11 protein-coding genes and 1 pseudogene are annotated in these 17,265 nt (G+C 67.2%); all 12 read left to right on the forward strand.

Translation table 11 applies throughout. The annotated features are described in order from the left end of the window. Positions 1-306 precede the first annotated feature (306 nt). The 12 genes and pseudogenes from ACT3SQ_RS10760 to ACT3SQ_RS10815 all read left to right on the forward strand — a co-directional run bounded on the left by ACT3SQ_RS10760 (position 307) and on the right by ACT3SQ_RS10815 (position 17,243). Entirely contained in the window at positions 307-2,097 is a 1,791-nt protein-coding gene (locus ACT3SQ_RS10760; protein ID WP_441444811.1) for an acetolactate synthase large subunit, read from the forward strand. Positions 2,098-2,174: 77 nt separating this feature from the next. Then, a complete protein-coding gene (gene ilvN, locus ACT3SQ_RS10765; protein ID WP_345080766.1) occupies positions 2,175-2,690 on the forward strand; it encodes an acetolactate synthase small subunit in 516 nt (171 codons plus the stop codon). A 161-nt stretch (positions 2,691-2,851) separates the two neighbouring features. Continuing rightward, entirely contained in the window at positions 2,852-3,883 is a 1,032-nt protein-coding gene (ilvC, locus tag ACT3SQ_RS10770; protein ID WP_444601130.1) for a ketol-acid reductoisomerase, read from the forward strand. Between the two features lie 126 nt (positions 3,884-4,009). Then, positions 4,010-5,329, forward strand: a complete 1,320-nt coding sequence (locus ACT3SQ_RS10775; protein ID WP_441446346.1) for a hypothetical protein — start codon at positions 4,010-4,012, stop codon at positions 5,327-5,329. Positions 5,330-5,604: 275 nt separating this feature from the next. Continuing rightward, positions 5,605-6,309 (forward strand): annotated as a pseudogene (gene ilvC / locus ACT3SQ_RS10780) (ketol-acid reductoisomerase); the annotation flags it as partial. Positions 6,310-6,543: 234 nt separating this feature from the next. After that, entirely contained in the window at positions 6,544-8,232 is a 1,689-nt protein-coding gene (locus tag ACT3SQ_RS10785) for a Stealth CR1 domain-containing protein (RefSeq protein ID WP_444591997.1), read from the forward strand. A gap of 72 nt (positions 8,233-8,304) precedes the next feature. Continuing rightward, the gene (locus ACT3SQ_RS10790; RefSeq protein ID WP_444502806.1) at positions 8,305-10,953 is read left to right on the forward strand and encodes a CDP-glycerol:glycerophosphate glycerophosphotransferase; all 2,649 of its coding nucleotides are present in this window, start codon (positions 8,305-8,307) and stop codon (positions 10,951-10,953) included. 224 nt (positions 10,954-11,177) lie between these two features. Beyond that, a complete protein-coding gene (serA, locus tag ACT3SQ_RS10795; protein WP_441446254.1) occupies positions 11,178-12,785 on the forward strand; it encodes a phosphoglycerate dehydrogenase in 1,608 nt (535 codons plus the stop codon). Between the two features lie 28 nt (positions 12,786-12,813). Then, entirely contained in the window at positions 12,814-13,893 is a 1,080-nt protein-coding gene (locus ACT3SQ_RS10800; protein ID WP_441446255.1) for a 3-isopropylmalate dehydrogenase, read from the forward strand. A gap of 50 nt (positions 13,894-13,943) precedes the next feature. Beyond that, positions 13,944-15,035, forward strand: a complete 1,092-nt coding sequence (locus ACT3SQ_RS10805) for a branched-chain amino acid aminotransferase (RefSeq protein WP_441446256.1) — start codon at positions 13,944-13,946, stop codon at positions 15,033-15,035. Between the two features lie 7 nt (positions 15,036-15,042). Beyond that, positions 15,043-16,668, forward strand: coding sequence for a citramalate synthase (gene cimA, locus ACT3SQ_RS10810; protein WP_442332908.1), 1,626 nt, complete (start codon positions 15,043-15,045; stop codon positions 16,666-16,668). A 47-nt stretch (positions 16,669-16,715) separates the two neighbouring features. Continuing rightward, entirely contained in the window at positions 16,716-17,243 is a 528-nt protein-coding gene (locus ACT3SQ_RS10815) for a glycine cleavage system protein R (RefSeq protein WP_442332907.1), read from the forward strand. The last annotated feature ends 22 nt before the right edge of the window (positions 17,244-17,265 follow it).

Raw genomic sequence — 17,265 nt, forward strand, 5'->3', positions numbered from 1 at the left:
TAAGGTAGACGACGAAATGCGCTCTCCGCAGGACCTTCGTCGGTCCGGCAGGGCGCCGCGGGTGGCGCGGCACGACCCTGCTGTCCGCCCGGTCTCGCAATCCGGACAGGTGGCCTCTGCGCTGTGAAAAGGCCTAATCTGTCGGCATGCAGAAGATCCTTCTCGTAGTTACCGAGCGCGGCTGACGCCCCTCGTCACTACGAGCTGTCATCCGCGCCCCTCCCGAGTCCCTGGCGGAGGGGCTTTTTCGTGCGTCGGCGACAGCACGGCGGAGGGACGAGGAGGTCCACGCAGCAGTTCACCGCCATGCCCACCGTCCGAGACGACGAAGGAGTTCCGATGAACGGACAGCAGATGACCGGTGCCAAGGCGCTGGTCGAGTCCCTCAAGCTTGCCGGGGCAGAGGTCGTCTTCGGCCTTCCCGGCGGTGCGATCCTGCCGACCTACGACCCGCTGATGGACGCCGAAGGCCTCCGTCATGTGCTGGTTCGCCATGAGCAGGGTGCCGGGCATGCGGCCAGCGGCTATGCCCACGCCACGGGCAAGGTCGGTGTGTGCCTGGCGACCTCCGGTCCCGGCGCGACCAACCTCATCACGGCGATCGCCGATGCCCAGATGGACTCGATCCCGATGGTGGCGATCACGGGCCAGGTCGGCTCCATGTTCATCGGCACCGATGCCTTCCAGGAGGCGGACATCGTCGGTATGACGATGCCGGTCACCAAGCACAACTTCCTGGTCTCCAAGGCGGAGGACATCCCCAAGGTGATCAAGCAGGCCTTCCACATCGCATCGACCGGTCGACCCGGCGTGGTGCTGGTGGACGTCACCAAGGACGCCCAGCAGGCGATGACCACCTTCGAGTGGCCCGAAGCGCTCGATCTGCCCGGCTACCGCCCCGACCCGCGCCCGCACAGCAAGCAGATCCGTGAGGCGGTCTCGTTGCTGATGGCAGCCAAGCGCCCCGTCTTCCTGCTCGGCGGCGGTGTGCTGCGCGGCCGTGCGACCGAGGAGGTCGGCGAGCTGATCGATGTCTCCGGCGCCCCCTTCGTCACCACGCTGATGGCCCGCGGCGCACTGCCCGACTCCCACCCCAGCCACCTGGGCATGCCGGGCATGCACGGCACCGTCTCCGCGGTCTCGGCCCTGCAGCGCTCCGATCTGATCGTCAACATCGGGGCCCGCTTCGACGACCGCGTGACCGGCGTGCTGGAGTCCTTCGCACCCGGCGCGAAGATCGTCCACGCCGACATCGACCCGGCGGAGATCTCGAAGAACCGTGAGGCAGATGTGCCGATCGTCGGCCAGGCCGCCGAGATCGCCCGCGCTCTGACCGCCGAGCTGCGGGATCGCATCGCGGCCGACGACACCCGTGACTACGAGACCTGGTGGAACACCCTGGACATGCTCCGGGACAACTACCCGCTGGGCTGGACCGAGACCGAGGACGGCTTCACCGCACCCCAGAAGGTGATCTCGCGCATCGGAGCGATCTCCGGACCGGACTCCATCTATGTCGCAGGGGTGGGCCAGCACCAGATGTGGTCCAGCCAGTTCATCAAGTACGAGAACCCCTACACCTGGCTGAACTCGGGGGGCCTGGGCACCATGGGCTACTCGGTGCCGGCGGCGATGGGTGCCAAGGTGGGTCAGCCGGACAAGGTGGTGTGGTCCATCGACGGCGACGGCTGCTTCCAGATGACCAACCAGGAGCTCGCCACCTGCGTCATCAACAACATCCCGATCAAGGTCGCGATCATCAACAACTCGAGCCTCGGCATGGTGCGCCAGTGGCAGAACCTGTTCTACGACAAGCGCTACTCCAACACCGACCTGAACACCGGGCACGGCTCCCGCCGGATCCCCGACTTCGTCAAGCTCGCCGACGCCTATGGCTGCGCCGGACTGCGCTGCGAGCGGGACGAGGACATCGACGCGACCATCCAGCAGGCGATGGAGATCAACGATCGCCCGGTGATCGTGGACTTCACCGTCAGCGCCGACGCGATGGTCTGGCCGATGGTGCCGTCCGGCGTCTCCAACGACGAGATCCAGATCGCGCAGGGCATGAGCCCCGAGTGGGAGAGGGACATCTGATCATGAACGCCATGAGTGCAATGAACGCCGGAAGCTCTGCGGGCGCAGGAAACCCGACGAGCACGTCCGATTACGTCATGACCCCCGAGAACCAGACCCTCTCGGTCCTGGTGGAGAACAAGCCCGGTGCGCTCACCCGCGTCACCGCGCTCTTCTCGCGCCGCGGGTACAACATCTCCTCGCTCGCGGTCGGACCAACCGAGCACCCGGAGATCTCCCGCATCACCGTGGTGGTCGACGTCGATCAGCGGCGTCTCGAGCAGATCACCAAGCAGCTGAACAAGCTGGTGAACGTGCTCAAGATCGTCCAGCTCGACGCCCGGTCCACGGTCCAGCGCGAACTCATCCTGATCAAGGTGACTGCGGACAACTCGACCCGCACCTCGGTGCTGGAGATCGTGCAGATGTTCCGGGCCAAGGTGGTCGATGCGGCCGCCGACTCGGTGACCGTCGAGGCCACCGGCACCCAGGACAAGCTCAGCGCGCTGCTGGGGATGCTCGAGTCCTTCGGCATCCGCGAGATAGTGAAGTCCGGCGAGGTCGCGATCGGTCGGGGTGGACGCGCGATCACCGACCGCAGCCTCTTGGGCTGAAACGCCCGGGCTGAACCTCTAGGGCTGAAACTCCAGGGCTGAACCTCCAGGGCTGGAACTCCGGACCTGAGTCTCCAGGACTGAGACGGCCTCTCACAACGTAAGACACTCGGCGATAGGATCGACCTGTCGCCCGCACCCCGAACACGAAGGAGCACAACGTGGCTGAGATCTTCTACGACGACAACGCCGACCTGTCCATCATCCAGGGCAAGAAGGTCGCGATCGTCGGCTTCGGCTCCCAGGGCCATGCCCACGCGCTGAACCTGCGCGACAGCGGCGTCGAGGTCCGGGTGGGCCTGCGCGAGGGCTCGAAGTCCCGTGCGAAGGCTGAGGAGCAGGGCCTGGGCGTGGGCACCGTCGCCGAGGTCTCCGAGTGGGCGGATCTGATCATGATCCTCACCCCGGACCAGGATCAGCGGAAGGTCTACGCCGAGTCGATCCAGCCGCACCTCGGTGAGGGCAAGGCGCTCGCCTTCGCCCACGGCTTCAACATCCGCTTCGGCTACATCGAGGTCCCCGAGGGCGTCGACGTGCTGCTGATCGCTCCGAAGGCCCCCGGCCACACCGTGCGCCGCGAGTACGTCGCCGGTCGCGGCATCCCGGACATCGTCGCGGTCGAGCAGGACGCCACCGGCGGTGCCTGGGACCTCGCGCTCTCCTACGCCAAGGGCATCGGCGGCACCCGCGCCGGCGTCATCAAGACCACCTTCACCGAGGAGACCGAGACCGACCTCTTCGGTGAGCAGGCTGTGCTCTGCGGCGGCATGAGCCACCTGGTCCAGGCCGGCTTCGAGACCCTCGCCGAGGCGGGCTACCAGCCGGAGATCGCCTACTTCGAGGTGCTCCACGAGCTCAAGCTGATCGTCGACCTCATGTTCGAGGGCGGCATCGCCAAGCAGCGCTGGTCGATCTCCGACACCGCCGAGTACGGCGACTACGTCTCCGGCCCGCGCGTCGTCACGGCCGACACCAAGAAGGCCATGAAGGACGTCCTCGCGGACATCCAGAGCGGTGCCTTCGCCAAGCGCTTCATCGAGGATCAGGACGCCGGCGCGCCGGAGTTCAAGGAGCTCCGCGAGACCGAGGCGAAGCACCAGATCGAGGTTGTCGGCAAGGACCTGCGCAAGATGTTCTCCTGGAGCGCCCAGGCTGTCGACTCGGACTACACCGAGGGCAGCGCCGCGCGCTGATCGACCTCTTCTGCCGCGACGGCGGGCGCACCTCTCGAGGTGCGCCCGCCGCTGCTCTTCATGCATCATGAACGCCGACAGACAGATGTACAGGAACACGCCCGCACGGGGCAGAGGGAGCACGGCATGTCACAGCGCAGGACCACGCGACGCACGGCGCTGGCGGGCCTGGGGGCCCTGGGTCTGGTGACCACGGCGAGCGCCTGCTCGCTGCTGCCCGGCCTCGGCGGCGGTGACGAGGAGGCGGAGACGTCGCCGAGCGCCGAAGGCGACGGGGGAGCGAGCGACGGCGGCGGCGAGCCCGCCGAAGAGCCGCCTGCGGAGCCCGGCACCACCTTCGATGGCTGGGCGAGCGAGGAGGACCTCGACCTCGTCGAGCTCGACACCGCCGCGGCCGACGCCGAGTTCGGCACCGAGAAGGGCTCTCTCGAGCGCGAGGACCGCTACGGCACCTGGTGGTCGCCCGGATTCCCCGAGGACTCGCCGATCTTCACCGCCTTGCCGCGGAGCATCGATGAACGCGCCGAGGAGGCGTTCGGCGGGCATGAGCAGGTGGTCGGCGCCGCCACGGGAGTGCTCGTGCAGGCGATCCTCGAGATCTTCGACACGCCCCTGCTGCTCGAGGCCGACAACTCCCGCTCCGACGAAGTCGGGGCCGCCCTCGTGAAAGCCTTCGGCCTCGAGGGCTATGACGAGTCCGCCTTCGACGAGCTCTTCGCAGCGGTGCCGGTCTCCGGCGCCTCGGGACCGGACACCGGGGTGCCGGAGATGTATGACCTCGAGCCCCTGGAGTACCCGGAGGACGGCCCTCGGATGCGCATCCTCGAGGCCGTCACCGAGGTCGAGCGCCTCGACAGCGCCGAGTTCTCCGGCATCCTCTTCCTGGCCTCCGTGCGCGGAGCCCTCCCGGTGCGGGCGTCGGGGGAGGAGCGGCCGCTCGTGCGGGCCGTGAGCTATGGCCTCGGGTTCTCCGAGGACGGCGGCCATGTGCTGATGGTGTACTCGGTGAACTCCGCGCCCAGCGTGCACATCGAGGATCCGAGCTCGCTGCCCGTGGTCCAGGGCACGGCAGCGGGGGAGGACTGGCGCGAGCACACCGTGCGGAGCCTGACCCTCCAGCTGCCGCCCGACCTCGGTGAGCCCGCTGTCACCGAGGTGGGGATCGTCTTCCAGGGAGGACGGCGCCGCGGCTCGGTCATGCGCGCCGGGTTCCCCGTCCCGTCCCCGTACCCGCTGGCGGCCCGGGACCACGTCGCGCAGGTCGAAGTGCCCGGCGCCGACCTCGCCGTGGTCGCGGTGGGCCCGGGGCTGGATTCCACGCTCTCCGTCCAGGTGCTCATCCACCGCGAGCAGGAGTACTTCAGCGTGCAGATCCACGACCTCACCGAGGAGGAGGCCCCGACCGTCGCCCACCAGCTGCTGGCCGGACTCCGCCTCGAATCCTGAGCGCGCCTCGTCCCCGGACGGCGTCTCGCATCCTGAATGGTGTGACCGTATGGCGGACAGCGGTTCAAGCTGTCTCCGTACCCGTCGCCCCCGAGGATGCGTGCGACGACAACCATCCTTAACGGAGGAGTTCCCGTGACGCGTCCCGTCGTGCTCATCGCCGAAGAGCTGTCACCTGCGACCGTCGAGGTCCTGGGGTCCGAGATCGAGGTCAGGAATGTGGACGGCACCGACCGCCCCGCCCTGCTGGCAGCGGTGAAGGACGCGGATGCCCTTTCAACATCCGCTTCGGCTACATCGAGGTCCCCGAGGGCGTCGACGTGCTGCTGATCGCTCCGAAGGCCCCCGGCCACACCGTGCGCCGCGAGTACGTCGCCGGTCGCGGCATCCCGGACATCGTCGCGGTCGAGCAGGACGCCACCGGCGGTGCCTGGGACCTCGCGCTCTCCTACGCCAAGGGCATCGGCGGCACCCGCGCCGGCGTCATCAAGACCACCTTCACCGAGGAGACCGAGACCGACCTCTTCGGTGAGCAGGCTGTGCTCTGCGGCGGCATGAGCCACCTGGTCCAGGCCGGCTTCGAGACCCTCGCCGAGGCGGGCTACCAGCCGGAGATCGCCTACTTCGAGGTGCTCCACGAGCTCAAGCTGATCGTCGACCTCATGTTCGAGGGCGGCATCGCCAAGCAGCGCTGGTCGATCTCCGACACCGCCGAGTACGGCGACTACGTCTCCGGCCCGCGCGTCGTCACGGCCGACACCAAGAAGGCCATGAAGGACGTCCTCGCGGACATCCAGAGCGGTGCCTTCGCCAAGCGCTTCATCGAGGATCAGGACGCCGGCGCGCCGGAGTTCAAGGAGCTCCGCGAGACCGAGGCGAAGCACCAGATCGAGGTTGTCGGCAAGGACCTGCGCAAGATGTTCTCCTGGAGCGCCCAGGCTGTCGACTCGGACTACACCGAGGGCAGCGCCGCGCGCTGATCGACCTCTTCTGCCGCGACGGCGGGCGCTCCCTCAGGGTGCGCCCGCCGTTCGCATATGCGCACCGTGCAACCCGTCGAACTGTTCTGCCGCCGCACCGCGCCGGGGGAGGTCAATGCGGAATGAACTCCCGGTGAACGTTTACGATCGACGGGTATCAGCAACGTGGAGACGATCGATCCCCATGCTGACCGCATCGGGCCGAGTGGAGCGAGAGAAGACGTAGTCGTGGCGATGAACCTGTTCGAGCGGGTGCGATCCAGCCGACTGATGGACCCCGTGCGCGACACCGTGGCATGGGACGCGGCGCGCACAACCCGCAACGCGGTGCAACGATCCGTGCAGCGCTCCAGATCTCTTGCCACGACCGTGCGCTCTTCGAGATCCGTGCCTTCTTCGATGATCGGTCCGGACCTCGTCACGTACCGCAGCGCCCACTGGCATCGCGTCCCCGCCATGCTCGACCGCGAGGTGTACGCGCGCAACTTCGAGCTCGTCGTCGACCTGCTGGAGAGAGCCGGTATCCCGTGGTGGTGGGTCGACGGGGTGGGCCACCGGGGGCGGCGCGTCATCGCGGTGCACCTCGATTCAAGAGCACAGGTTCGAGCGGCCCTGGAGAAGGGTGCGCAGGACAGCGCCCACGGAGCCGCGTTGCGGATCACGGATGCACTGTCCAAGGGGTCGGAATACGCACTCGGAGGAATCGTGCGCTGGGAAGACGGTCTCGATGACTCCGGCGTCTGGCGCATCTCAGAGTGCCTCATGTTCGATGGAAGCGACCGAAAACTGGCTCTAGCCTACGGCTGCGATATCGAATTCTGGGAGACCGACCCGGTCGATGACACTGTGACGGCGCCGCGCGAGAACAGGGCAGCTCGAACCCTGGGAGCGGAAGCGTCCCGCCTGGTCACCGCTGAGCGGGACGGCCGTGACGTAAAGATCCCGCAAGTCTTCTTGCAACCGATGCTGGATGACGTCAGGTTCCCGATCGACGTGGTCTATACCTGGGTCGACGGCTCCGACCCTGCGTGGCTCGTTCGGAAGGCGAGGACTGCCGGAGCAGAGGACTCGCCCGAGCTCCACGCAGAAGCTACTGATCCTGCTCGTTTTCGATCGCGCGATGAGCTGAGATACTCGCTGCGATCGCTCGACGACTTCGCGCCGTGGGTGCGTCACGTCTATCTGGTGACCGACCAGCAGCAGCCAGCATGGCTGGACAGCGAGGACGCGAAGATCACGATCGTCGACCACCGGGATATTTTTCCGGACGATGGGCGACTGCCGGTGTTCAACTCGAATGCCATCATCAGCAGGCTCCACCATATTGAGGGGCTGAGCGAGCATTTCCTCTACATGAATGACGACGTGATGCTCACGCGCCCCGTCACTCCGGAGCAGTTCTTCACCGGTTCCGGGCTCGCGCTCGTCTCACCGTCCAACAATCGCCGCCCCTTCATCGATCCCTCCGTGGAGCACGAGCCGCATCTGAACATCACAGCGAATATCCGGCAGCTCATGGTGGATGCGACTGGGGTCAACGTCTCCCGCGCCATCAAGCACACCCCCCATCCCATGCTCCGCAGCGTGCTGTACGAGCTGGAGGAGCTCTTCGACGAGGCGTACGAGATGACCACCAGGTCGCAGTTCCGCCACCACGATGACATCGTCGCTGACCAGCTGCATCACTACTATGCGCAGTCGACGGCCCGCGCAGTGCCCGGCCAGTTGAGATACACCTATCTGAACGTCCTGGACGACTCATTCATCCCAGTATTCAACGGTTTCTCTGAGAAGCGCGATCGGGATGCCATCTGTGTGAATGATGCGCCGGTGCCGGGGGCGAGGCCCATTCCTGACAGATTCGTTCAAGCCTTCCTGGACAATTATTTTCCCGCACCTTCTCGTTTCGAGTGCAGGACGTAGTTCTCCATGACATGAGGCCTCCGCCATGTCGACGACCAAGGACCCCATCGCCGCGCGTTCCGAAGAGAGTCAATGCCACATCCACGTTTTGCCATCATCTCCGCCGTCTACAACGTCTCTTCGTACCTGCCGGAGTACTTTGCGTCGTTGGATGCCCAGACGTATCCGCATGACCGGATACGGGTTGTTCTGGTCAATGATGGATCGCTCGACGGCTCCGAGGCGCTCTGCGAGGAGTGGGCGCGCCTCACCGACATCCGGGTCGAGGTGATCCACCAGGAGAACGCTGGTCAAGCAGCGGCGCGCAACACGGGAATCGGTCACCTGCAGGATGAGGACTGGGTGACGTTCACCGATCCTGACGACTTCCTCGACGCAGCGTTCTTCACAGAGATCTCGAAGTATCTGGAGAGCGATGACGATGTCGAGCTGGTGGCGGGGCACCACATCGACTACTGGGAGGACGAACCCGACAGAGGGGACAGCCATGCGCTGAGGTTCCGATTCGCGAGCGGGAACCGGAGCGTCGATCTCGAACGGTACCCGCGGAACTTCCACATGCATGTGGCGTCTTCGTGCCTCCGCGTCGACGTGCTCCGGAAAGCTGATCTCCTTTTTGATGTCCGAGTGCGGCCGGTGTTCGAAGATGCGCATCTGCTGGCCAAGTACCTTCTCGAATTCGACCGTCCCGTCGTCGCCTTCTTGGACACCGCGCAGTACCACTATCGGCGTCGCGGCGACGGCAGCTCGACCATGCAGAACGCCAAGACTGACCCTCGTAGGTACACGGACGTCCTTGAGTTCGGCACCCTGGACCTCCTCCATCACGCCATCGAGCGGAAGGGCCGTGTTCCGGATTGGGTGCAGTATGAGGTGATCTATGACCTGACGTGGATCTACCGCAACGAGGACGCGCTCCACGGGACCTATCGTCCGCTGAGCCTCGAGACGTGCGATCGCTACCATCAGCTCGCAGGCGCTGCCCTGCGCATGCTTGATCCGATGAACATCGAGGGATACTCCGATGTCAAGCGGACGACCGCGCAGCGGGAGGCGATGGTGCATGGCTATGCAGAGCATCCGTGGCGCTGGGATGCAGTAGTCATCGATGGAGTCGACGAGGAGAAGGGTCTCGTCAAACTCGTGTATCACTTCACCGGAGCATCACCGGAGGAAGAGATTCGCGTCGGCGGTCGACCCGTCGAGCCCCGCCATGCCAAGACGCGCGACTTCACGTACCTGCGACGCACCCTGCTGCACGAGCGCGTGCTGTGGGTTCCGCTGAACGGGACATTGAGCGTCCGTCTTGATGGGCAGTCGGTCCCCCTCACCTCGCAATGGCCCGGCGGAGCGATGACTGCTGTGCGGCCTGCGCAGGTTCGTCGGATGCGCAAGCAGGACCAGCGCGGCGCCGCGAACGTCATCGAAGTCTCCCGGCACTCGAAGACTCGTAAGCAGAAGCTGACCGATGGCCAGAAGAAGTTGAGACGAGCAGAGATGCTCGCGGTCAGGCCGCCGTTCAAGAAAATGTTCCGCGACGCCTGGGTGCTCATGGACCGCAGCCAGAACGCGCACGACAACGCAGAGCATCTCTTTCGGTACCTCCGCTCGAGCCGTCGAGAAATAAATGCCTGGTTCGTGGTGAAGAAGGGATCGCCCGACTGGGACAGGCTCCGCGCTGAAGGTTTCAAGCGCCTGATCCCGCACGGCAGCCTGCTCTGGATGATTCTCTGCCTCAATGCGACCCATATGATCTCCTCCCATATCGACCAGTACGTGGTGGAGCCGTTCGCGCGGCGAGGCGGTTGGCGATGGAAATATGTCTTCCTGCAGCACGGTGTGACGCAAGCAGACCTGTCCCGCTGGCTGAATACGAAAACCGTGGACCTCGTGGTGACGGCGTCCCGGGATGAGAGGGATTCGATAGCGGGAGATGGTTCGAATTACATTTTTACGACGAAAGAAGTGGTCCGGACGGGCTTCCCGCGCCATGATCGACTCGTCAAGATATCTCGCGTGAGCGACCAGCGCAGTTCACGCAAGCACATTTTGCTGATGCCGACCTGGCGTGCGTATTTCTCCGGCGCCGTGAAGGCGGGGACGGGGGAGCGAGCCCTCAACCCACTGTTCTTCGAGTCTCAGTTCGCGACAGAGTGGAGGTCTCTCGCCTCGTCGCAGGAACTTCAGGGACTCGGCGACCGGCACGCTGTGGAGATCGTATTCATGCCCCACCCGAATTTGGAGCCATATCTGGGCGGGTTCGATCTTCCGCCCCACGTGCGAGTGGTCTCCTATGCGGAGGCGGATGTGCAGGAGATGATCGCGGGCGCGGCGGTCGTGGTGACGGACTATTCATCCATCGCCTTTGATGCAGCCGTGGCGGAGCGACCCGTGATCTACTTCCAGTTCGATAGGGGTGACTTCCTCAGTGGAGGGCACATCGGTCGCCCCGGGTACTTCGACTATGAAGGGTTCGGATTCGGTCCGGTCGTCGGCGACGTCGCCGGGGTGATCGCCGAGGGCGCGGAGGTCGCTGAACAGGGTTTCCGTGTCCCCGAGCCGTACGCGGCACGTACGGAGGCGGTCTTCGGAGGCGTCCGCGGTGGGGCATCCAAGCGCGTCGTCGAAGCGATAGAGGAGCTCCGCAGGCCTCTCAGCAGGCGTGAACTGGGGACTCCGGTGCCGACGCCCCCAGCACCCCCGATCGCGTACGAGCAGTAGCAGCCGAGAATTCCGGGCGGGCCTCGAGGACGGGACCAAGAACGAGGACCTCGAGACCGTGGAGATCGAGGCCGTGATGCTGAGCTGGTCTCCGCCGTGAACCCTGACGGCGTCTCGCATCCTGACAGGCATGACCGCATGGCGGACAGCGGTTTAAGCTGTCCCGGTACCCGTCGCCCCCGAGGATGCGTGCGACGACAACCATCCTTACCGGAGGAGTTCCCGTGACGCGTCCCGTCGTGCTCATCGCAGAAGAGCTGTCGCCCGCGACCGTCGAGGTCCTGGGGCCCGACATCGAGGTCAGGAATGTGGACGGCACCGACCGCCCCGCCCTGCTGGCGGCGGTCCAGGAGGCCGACGCCCTGATGGTCCGCTCCGCGACCCAGGTCGATGCCGAGGTCTACGCCGCGGCGAAGCAGCTGAAGGTCGTCGCGCGAGCCGGTGTGGGTCTGGACAATGTTGACGTGCCCGCCGCCACCAGCGCGGGCGTCATGGTCATCAACGCTCCGACCTCGAACATCACCTCCGCCGCCGAGCTCGCCGTCGCGCTGATCCTGGCCTCGATGCGCAATCTGGGTCGCGCCGACGCCTCGGTGAAGGCCGGGAAGTGGGAGCGCAAGCAGCTCACCGGCGTCGAGCTGCTGGGCAAGACGGTGGGTGTGGTGGGCTTCGGCCGCATCGGCCAGCTAGTCGCTGAACGGCTGCGCCCCTTCGGTGTGAACCTGCTGGCCTACGACCCCTACGTCAACCATGCCCGGGCCGCCGAGCTCGGGGCTCGCGTGGTCGAGCTCGACGAGCTGATGGGCGAGGCGGACGTCGTCACCGTCCACATGCCGAAGACGCCCGAGACCACCGGCCTGATCGGCGCCGAGCAGTTCGCGCTCGCCAAGCCCTCCCTGCACGTGGTCAACGCCGCCCGTGGTGGTCTGATCGACGAGGAGGCGCTGTTCGACGCGCTCAGCAGCGGCCGCATCGCCGGTGCAGCACTGGACGTGTACACCTCCGAGCCCCCGTCGGCCTCCGAGACCGCGAAGCGTCTGCTCGAGCTCGACACCGTCACCCTCACCCCGCACCTGGGCGCCTCGACCGTCGAGGCCCAGGAGAAGGCCGGCGTCGCCGTCGCGAAGTCCGTGCGCCTGGCCCTGGCCGGCGAGCTGGTCCCCGACGCGGTCAACGTCGCCGGTGGCGCGATCGACGACCTGGTGCGTCCGGGCGTCGCCCTCGCCGACCGGCTCGGCCAGCTGTTCACAGCCCTCGCCGGGGAGGCTCCCGAGCTGCTCGATATCGAAGTGCACGGCGAGATCGCCACCCACGACGTCACCGCTCTGAAGCTCTCCGCCCTGCGCGGAGTGTTCCGCTCCGTGGTCACCGAGCAGGTCAGCTACGTCAACGCACCCGTCCTCGCCGAGGAGCGCGGCATCACCGTGAAGCTGGTCACCGACGAGAACTCCGAGCGCTTCCGCAACGTGGTCACCCTGCGCGGCACCCTGCGCGACAGCTCCGTCGTCACGGTCTCCGGCACCCTCAGCGGCGTCGAGCAGGAGCACAAGCTCACCGAGGTGTTCGGCCATGCGCTGGATGTCGCGATGAGCGACCACCTGCTGATCATCCGCTATGAGGACGGCCCGGGCCTGATCGGCAAGTACGGGCTCCGTCTCGGCGAGGCCGGGATCAACATCGCCGGCATGCAGGTCTCCCGCGCCGGCAGCACCCGCGGCGCCGAGGCGCTGGTGGTCCTGAACCTCGACGAGTCCGTGGACCGCGAGTTCGCCGAGGAGCTCGGCGCCACGATCGACGCACGGTCCATCCACGCCGTCGACCTCGTCTACTGATCGCTTCCCGAAGAACCGGAGTCCTGCCATGAGCACCCCCAGCGCCCCTGCCCTGTCATCCGTCCTGAAGCTCGCCGTCATCGAGGGTGACGGCATCGGCCAGGAGGTCGTCCCCCAGGGACTGCGCGCCCTGCGCGCCGCCCTCGAGCCCGCCGGCGTCAGCGTCGAGACCACCGACTTCGACCTCGGCGCGGGCCGCTGGCATCGCACCGGTGAGACCCTCACCGACGAGGACATGGCGCGGCTGGCGGAGCACGACGCGATCCTGCTGGGTGCCGTCGGCGATCCCGGCGTGCCCTCGGGCGTGCTCGAGCGCGGCCTGCTGCTCAAGCTCCGCTTCGCCTTCGACCACTACGTCAACCTCCGCCCCACCAAGCTCTACCCCGGCGTCGTCTCGCCCCTGGCGGATCCCGGGGAGATGGACTTCGTAGTGGTCCGCGAGGGCACCGAGGGCCCCTACGTCGGCAACGGCGGTTCGCTGCGCACCGGCACGGAGCTCGAGGTCGCCACCGAGGTCTCCCTCAACACCGCCGTCGGTGTCGAGCGCGTGGTGCGCTACGCCTTCGCGCAGGCTGAGGCACGCCGGAAGAAGCTCACGCTGGTCCACAAGCACAACGTGCTGGTCCACGCCGGTCACCTCTACCGCCGCATCGTCGAGCAGGTCGGCGCCGAGCATCCGGAGGTCGAGGTGGACTACGCCCACGTCGATGCGATGATGATCTACCTGGTCACCGATCCGTCCCGCTTCGACGTCATCGTCACCGACAACCTCTTCGGAGATATCGTCACCGACCTCGCGGCTGCCGTCGGCGGCGGGATCGGCATCGCGGCGAGCGGCAACATCAACCCCACCGGTGCCTTCCCCTCGATGTTCGAGCCGGTCCACGGCTCGGCCCCCGACATCGCCGGCAAGGATCTCGCCGACCCCACCGCCACGGTGCTCTCGATCGCGCTGCTCTTGGACCACCTGGGGCATGTCGAGCCGGCCGCCGCCGTGCGTGCCGCGGTCGAGAACGACCTCGCCGCCCGTGCCGGTTCCGAGGAGCTCTCCGCCCGTGGGACTGCGCAGATCGGCGACGACCTGGTCGCCGCGATCTCCGGGCGCTGAGCGCCGGACCCTGACACACTGACACTGCCCCCTGCAACGAGGAGAATCCCGTGAGCGCGCTCGACTTCACCCAGACCAGCACCACTCGCCGCGTCGGCGACGACGAGCGCGCGCAGATCCTCGCCGATCCGGGCTTCGGCCAGCACTACACCGACTTCATGGTGCACGCCCGCTGGACCGCGGACGGTGGCTGGGGCGACGCCGAGGTGGTGCCCTTCGGCCCGCTGCAGCTCTCGCCGGCCGCGGCGGTGCTCCACTACGGCCAGGAGATCTTCGAGGGCCTCAAGGCCTTCCGCCATGCCGACGGCTCGGTGTGGACCTTCCGTCCCGAGGCCAACGCCGAACGCATGCAGCGCTCAGCACGTCGGCTCGCGCTGCCCGAGCTGCCGGTGGAGGACTTCCTGGCCTCGCTGAAAGCCGCCACTGCGGCCGATGAGCCCTGGGTGCCCGAGGCCACCAGCGAGGAGTCGCTGTATCTGCGGCCCTTCATGTTCGCGAGCGAGGAGTTTCTCGGCGTGCGGGCCTCCCGCACGGTCGACTACTACGTGATAGCCTCCCCGGCCGGCCCGTACTTCCCGCGTGGCGTGCAGCCGCTGGTCGTGTGGATCACCGATGAGTACGCGCGCGCCGGAGCCGGCGGCACCGGCGCGGCGAAGTGCGGCGGCAACTACGCCTCCTCGCTGCTGGGCAAGAACGAGGCCGCCGAGCAGGGGGCCGACGAGGTGCTCTTCCTCGATTCCGAGACCCACACCAGCATCGACGAGCTCTCCGGGATGAACGTCTTCGCGATCACCCGGGACGGCCGCCTGCTGACCCCGGCGCTGACCGGCTCGATCCTCGAGGGCGTCACCCGCTCCTCGATCCTGCGCCTCGCGGAGGATCGCGGCCTTACGGTGATCGAGCAGCGCCTGGTGATGAGCGAGGTGCTCGAGCAGCTCGGCAGCGGCGAGATCACCGAGATGTTCGCCTGCGGCACCGCCGCTGTCATCAACCCGATCGGGGAGTTCCGTGCCAACGGCGGTTCCTGGACGGTGGGGGACGGTGGCTCCGGCGAGGTCACGCTGGCCCTGCGCAAGGAGCTCACCGACATCCAGTACGGCCGGATCCCGGACCGTCACAGCTGGCTGACCCGGCTGGTCTGAGCGCACGATGACGATCAGCCCCGCCACGACGCCGATCCAGGCCTTCCACCTCTACGACACGACGCTGCGTGACGGCTCCCAGCAGGAGGGGCTCACCCTCTCGGTCACGGACAAGCTGGCCGTGGCCCGCCATCTCGACGAGCTCGGGGTGACCTACATCGAGGGCGGATGGCCCGGTGCTGTGCCGCGTGACACCGAGTTCTTCGCCCGTGCCGCAGTCGAGCTCGAGCTGCGCACCGCCCGGCTCGCCGCCTTCGGCGCGACCCGCAAGGCCGGGGTCGCAGTGGGGGAGGACCGCCAGGTGGCGGCACTCGTGGACTCGGGCGCCCCGACCATCACCCTGGTCGCGAAGTCGGACCTCCGGCACGTCACCGGCGCCCTGCGCACCACCGCCGAGGAGAACCTCGCGATGGTGCGGGACACGGTGGAGCACCTGGTGGGGCTCGGCCGCGAGGTGTTCGTCGACGCCGAGCACTTCTTCGACGGCTTCCTGCACGACCCCGAGTACACGACCTCCGTGCTGCTCGCCGCCCACGAGGCCGGGGCCGCAGTGATGGTCCTGTGCGACACCAATGGCGGGATGCTCCCGCACCAGGTCACCGAGATCATCGAGGAGCTCCGGGAGCGGCTGGCGGCCGCCGGCGCGCACGACGCCCGACTCGGCGTCCACACCCACAACGACACCGGCTGCGCGGTCGCGAACGCGATCTCCGCGGTGCGCGCCGGGATCACCCACGTCCAGGGCTGCATCAACGGTTACGGTGAACGCACCGGCAACGCCGACCTGGTCACCCTCATGGCCGACCTCCAGCTGAAGATGGGGATGGACCTGGTCCCGGCGGAGAACTTCGCCGAGACCACCCGCATCGCCCACGCGATCGGCGAGATCGTCAACATGCTGGTGAACGCGCGGGCCCCGTACGTCGGCACGAGCGCCTTCGCCCACAAGGCGGGCCTGCATGCGAGCGCGATCAAGGTCGATCCGGATCTCTATCAGCACACCGATCCCCGGACGATCGGCAATGACATGCGCATGATCATCTCCGACATGGCCGGACGCGCCTCCATCGAGCTCAAGGGTCGTGAGCTCGGCTTCGACCTGGCCGACCGCCCGGAGCTGCTCTCCCGCCTGGCCACGACCGTCAAGCAGCGGGAGTCGGTCGGTTACTCCTATGAGGCCGCGGACGCCTCCTTCGAGCTGCTCCTGCTCGACGAGCTCGGGCGGGCACCCAGCTATTCGACCGTGGAGTCCTGGCGGGCCACCTCGCAGCTCGGACGCGATGGCACCCTCGAATCCGAGGCGACCGTGAAGCTGGTCGGTGGAGGCGAGGGCCCCCGCCGCCGCGAGGTCGCGATCGCCGAGGGCAACGGACCCGTCAACGCTCTGGACCTCGCCCTGCGGGCGGCGCTGCGCGAGCACCACCCGGAGATCGACGACTTCGAGCTGCGCGACTTCAAGGTCCGCATCCTCGATGCCCAGCACGGCACGGACGCCACCACCAGGGTGCTGGTGCGCACCTCCGGGCGGGGGCTCGAGTTCCAGACCGTGGGCGTGGGCCCCAACGTCATCGAAGCCTCGTGGGAGGCGATCTACGACGCCTACACCTATGGGCTCTACAAATCAGGGGTCTGATCACGGACTCCATGGTCCGCCTCCGGTTCGAGCGCTACTCTGGGCGCATGACGACCTACTTGCTGACCGCCATCGGAGACGACCGCCCGGGCCTCGTCGCAGCCCTCGCCGCTGCTGTCGACGAGCAGGGAGGCAACTGGGTCGACAGCCAGCTCGCCCTGCTCGCGGGGAAGTTCGCCGGGATCGTGCAGGTGGACCTCCCTGATGAGCGCGTCGGCGCCTTCCTGGAGTCCCTCCCCGCACTCGCCGACGAGGTCGGTCTCGCGGTGGAGGCGACCGCGGGAACGACGGACGGCCCCGCCGGGAGCCCTCACCGGGCGCTGCGCCTGCATCTGCTGGGCCAGGACCGCACCGGGATGGTCCGTGAGGTGACCGCCGCACTGCGCTCGCAGGGCGCCACCATCGACGGGCTGCGGAGCTGGACCCGGGAAGCCCCGGAGGGCGGGGGCATGCTCTTCGAGGCGGAGGCCGAGCTGCGACTGCCCGCCGCGGCCGATGAGGGCGATGTCCGTGAGGCGCTCGAGACGATCGCTGCTGAGCTCATGGTGGATCTGGAGCTCGACGCCGCGGAATGATCGGGCTCTGCCCGCAATTACG

The organism is Brachybacterium sp. AOP42-C2-15 (assembly GCF_052377065.1).
Lineage (GTDB): Bacteria > Actinomycetota > Actinomycetes > Actinomycetales > Dermabacteraceae > Brachybacterium.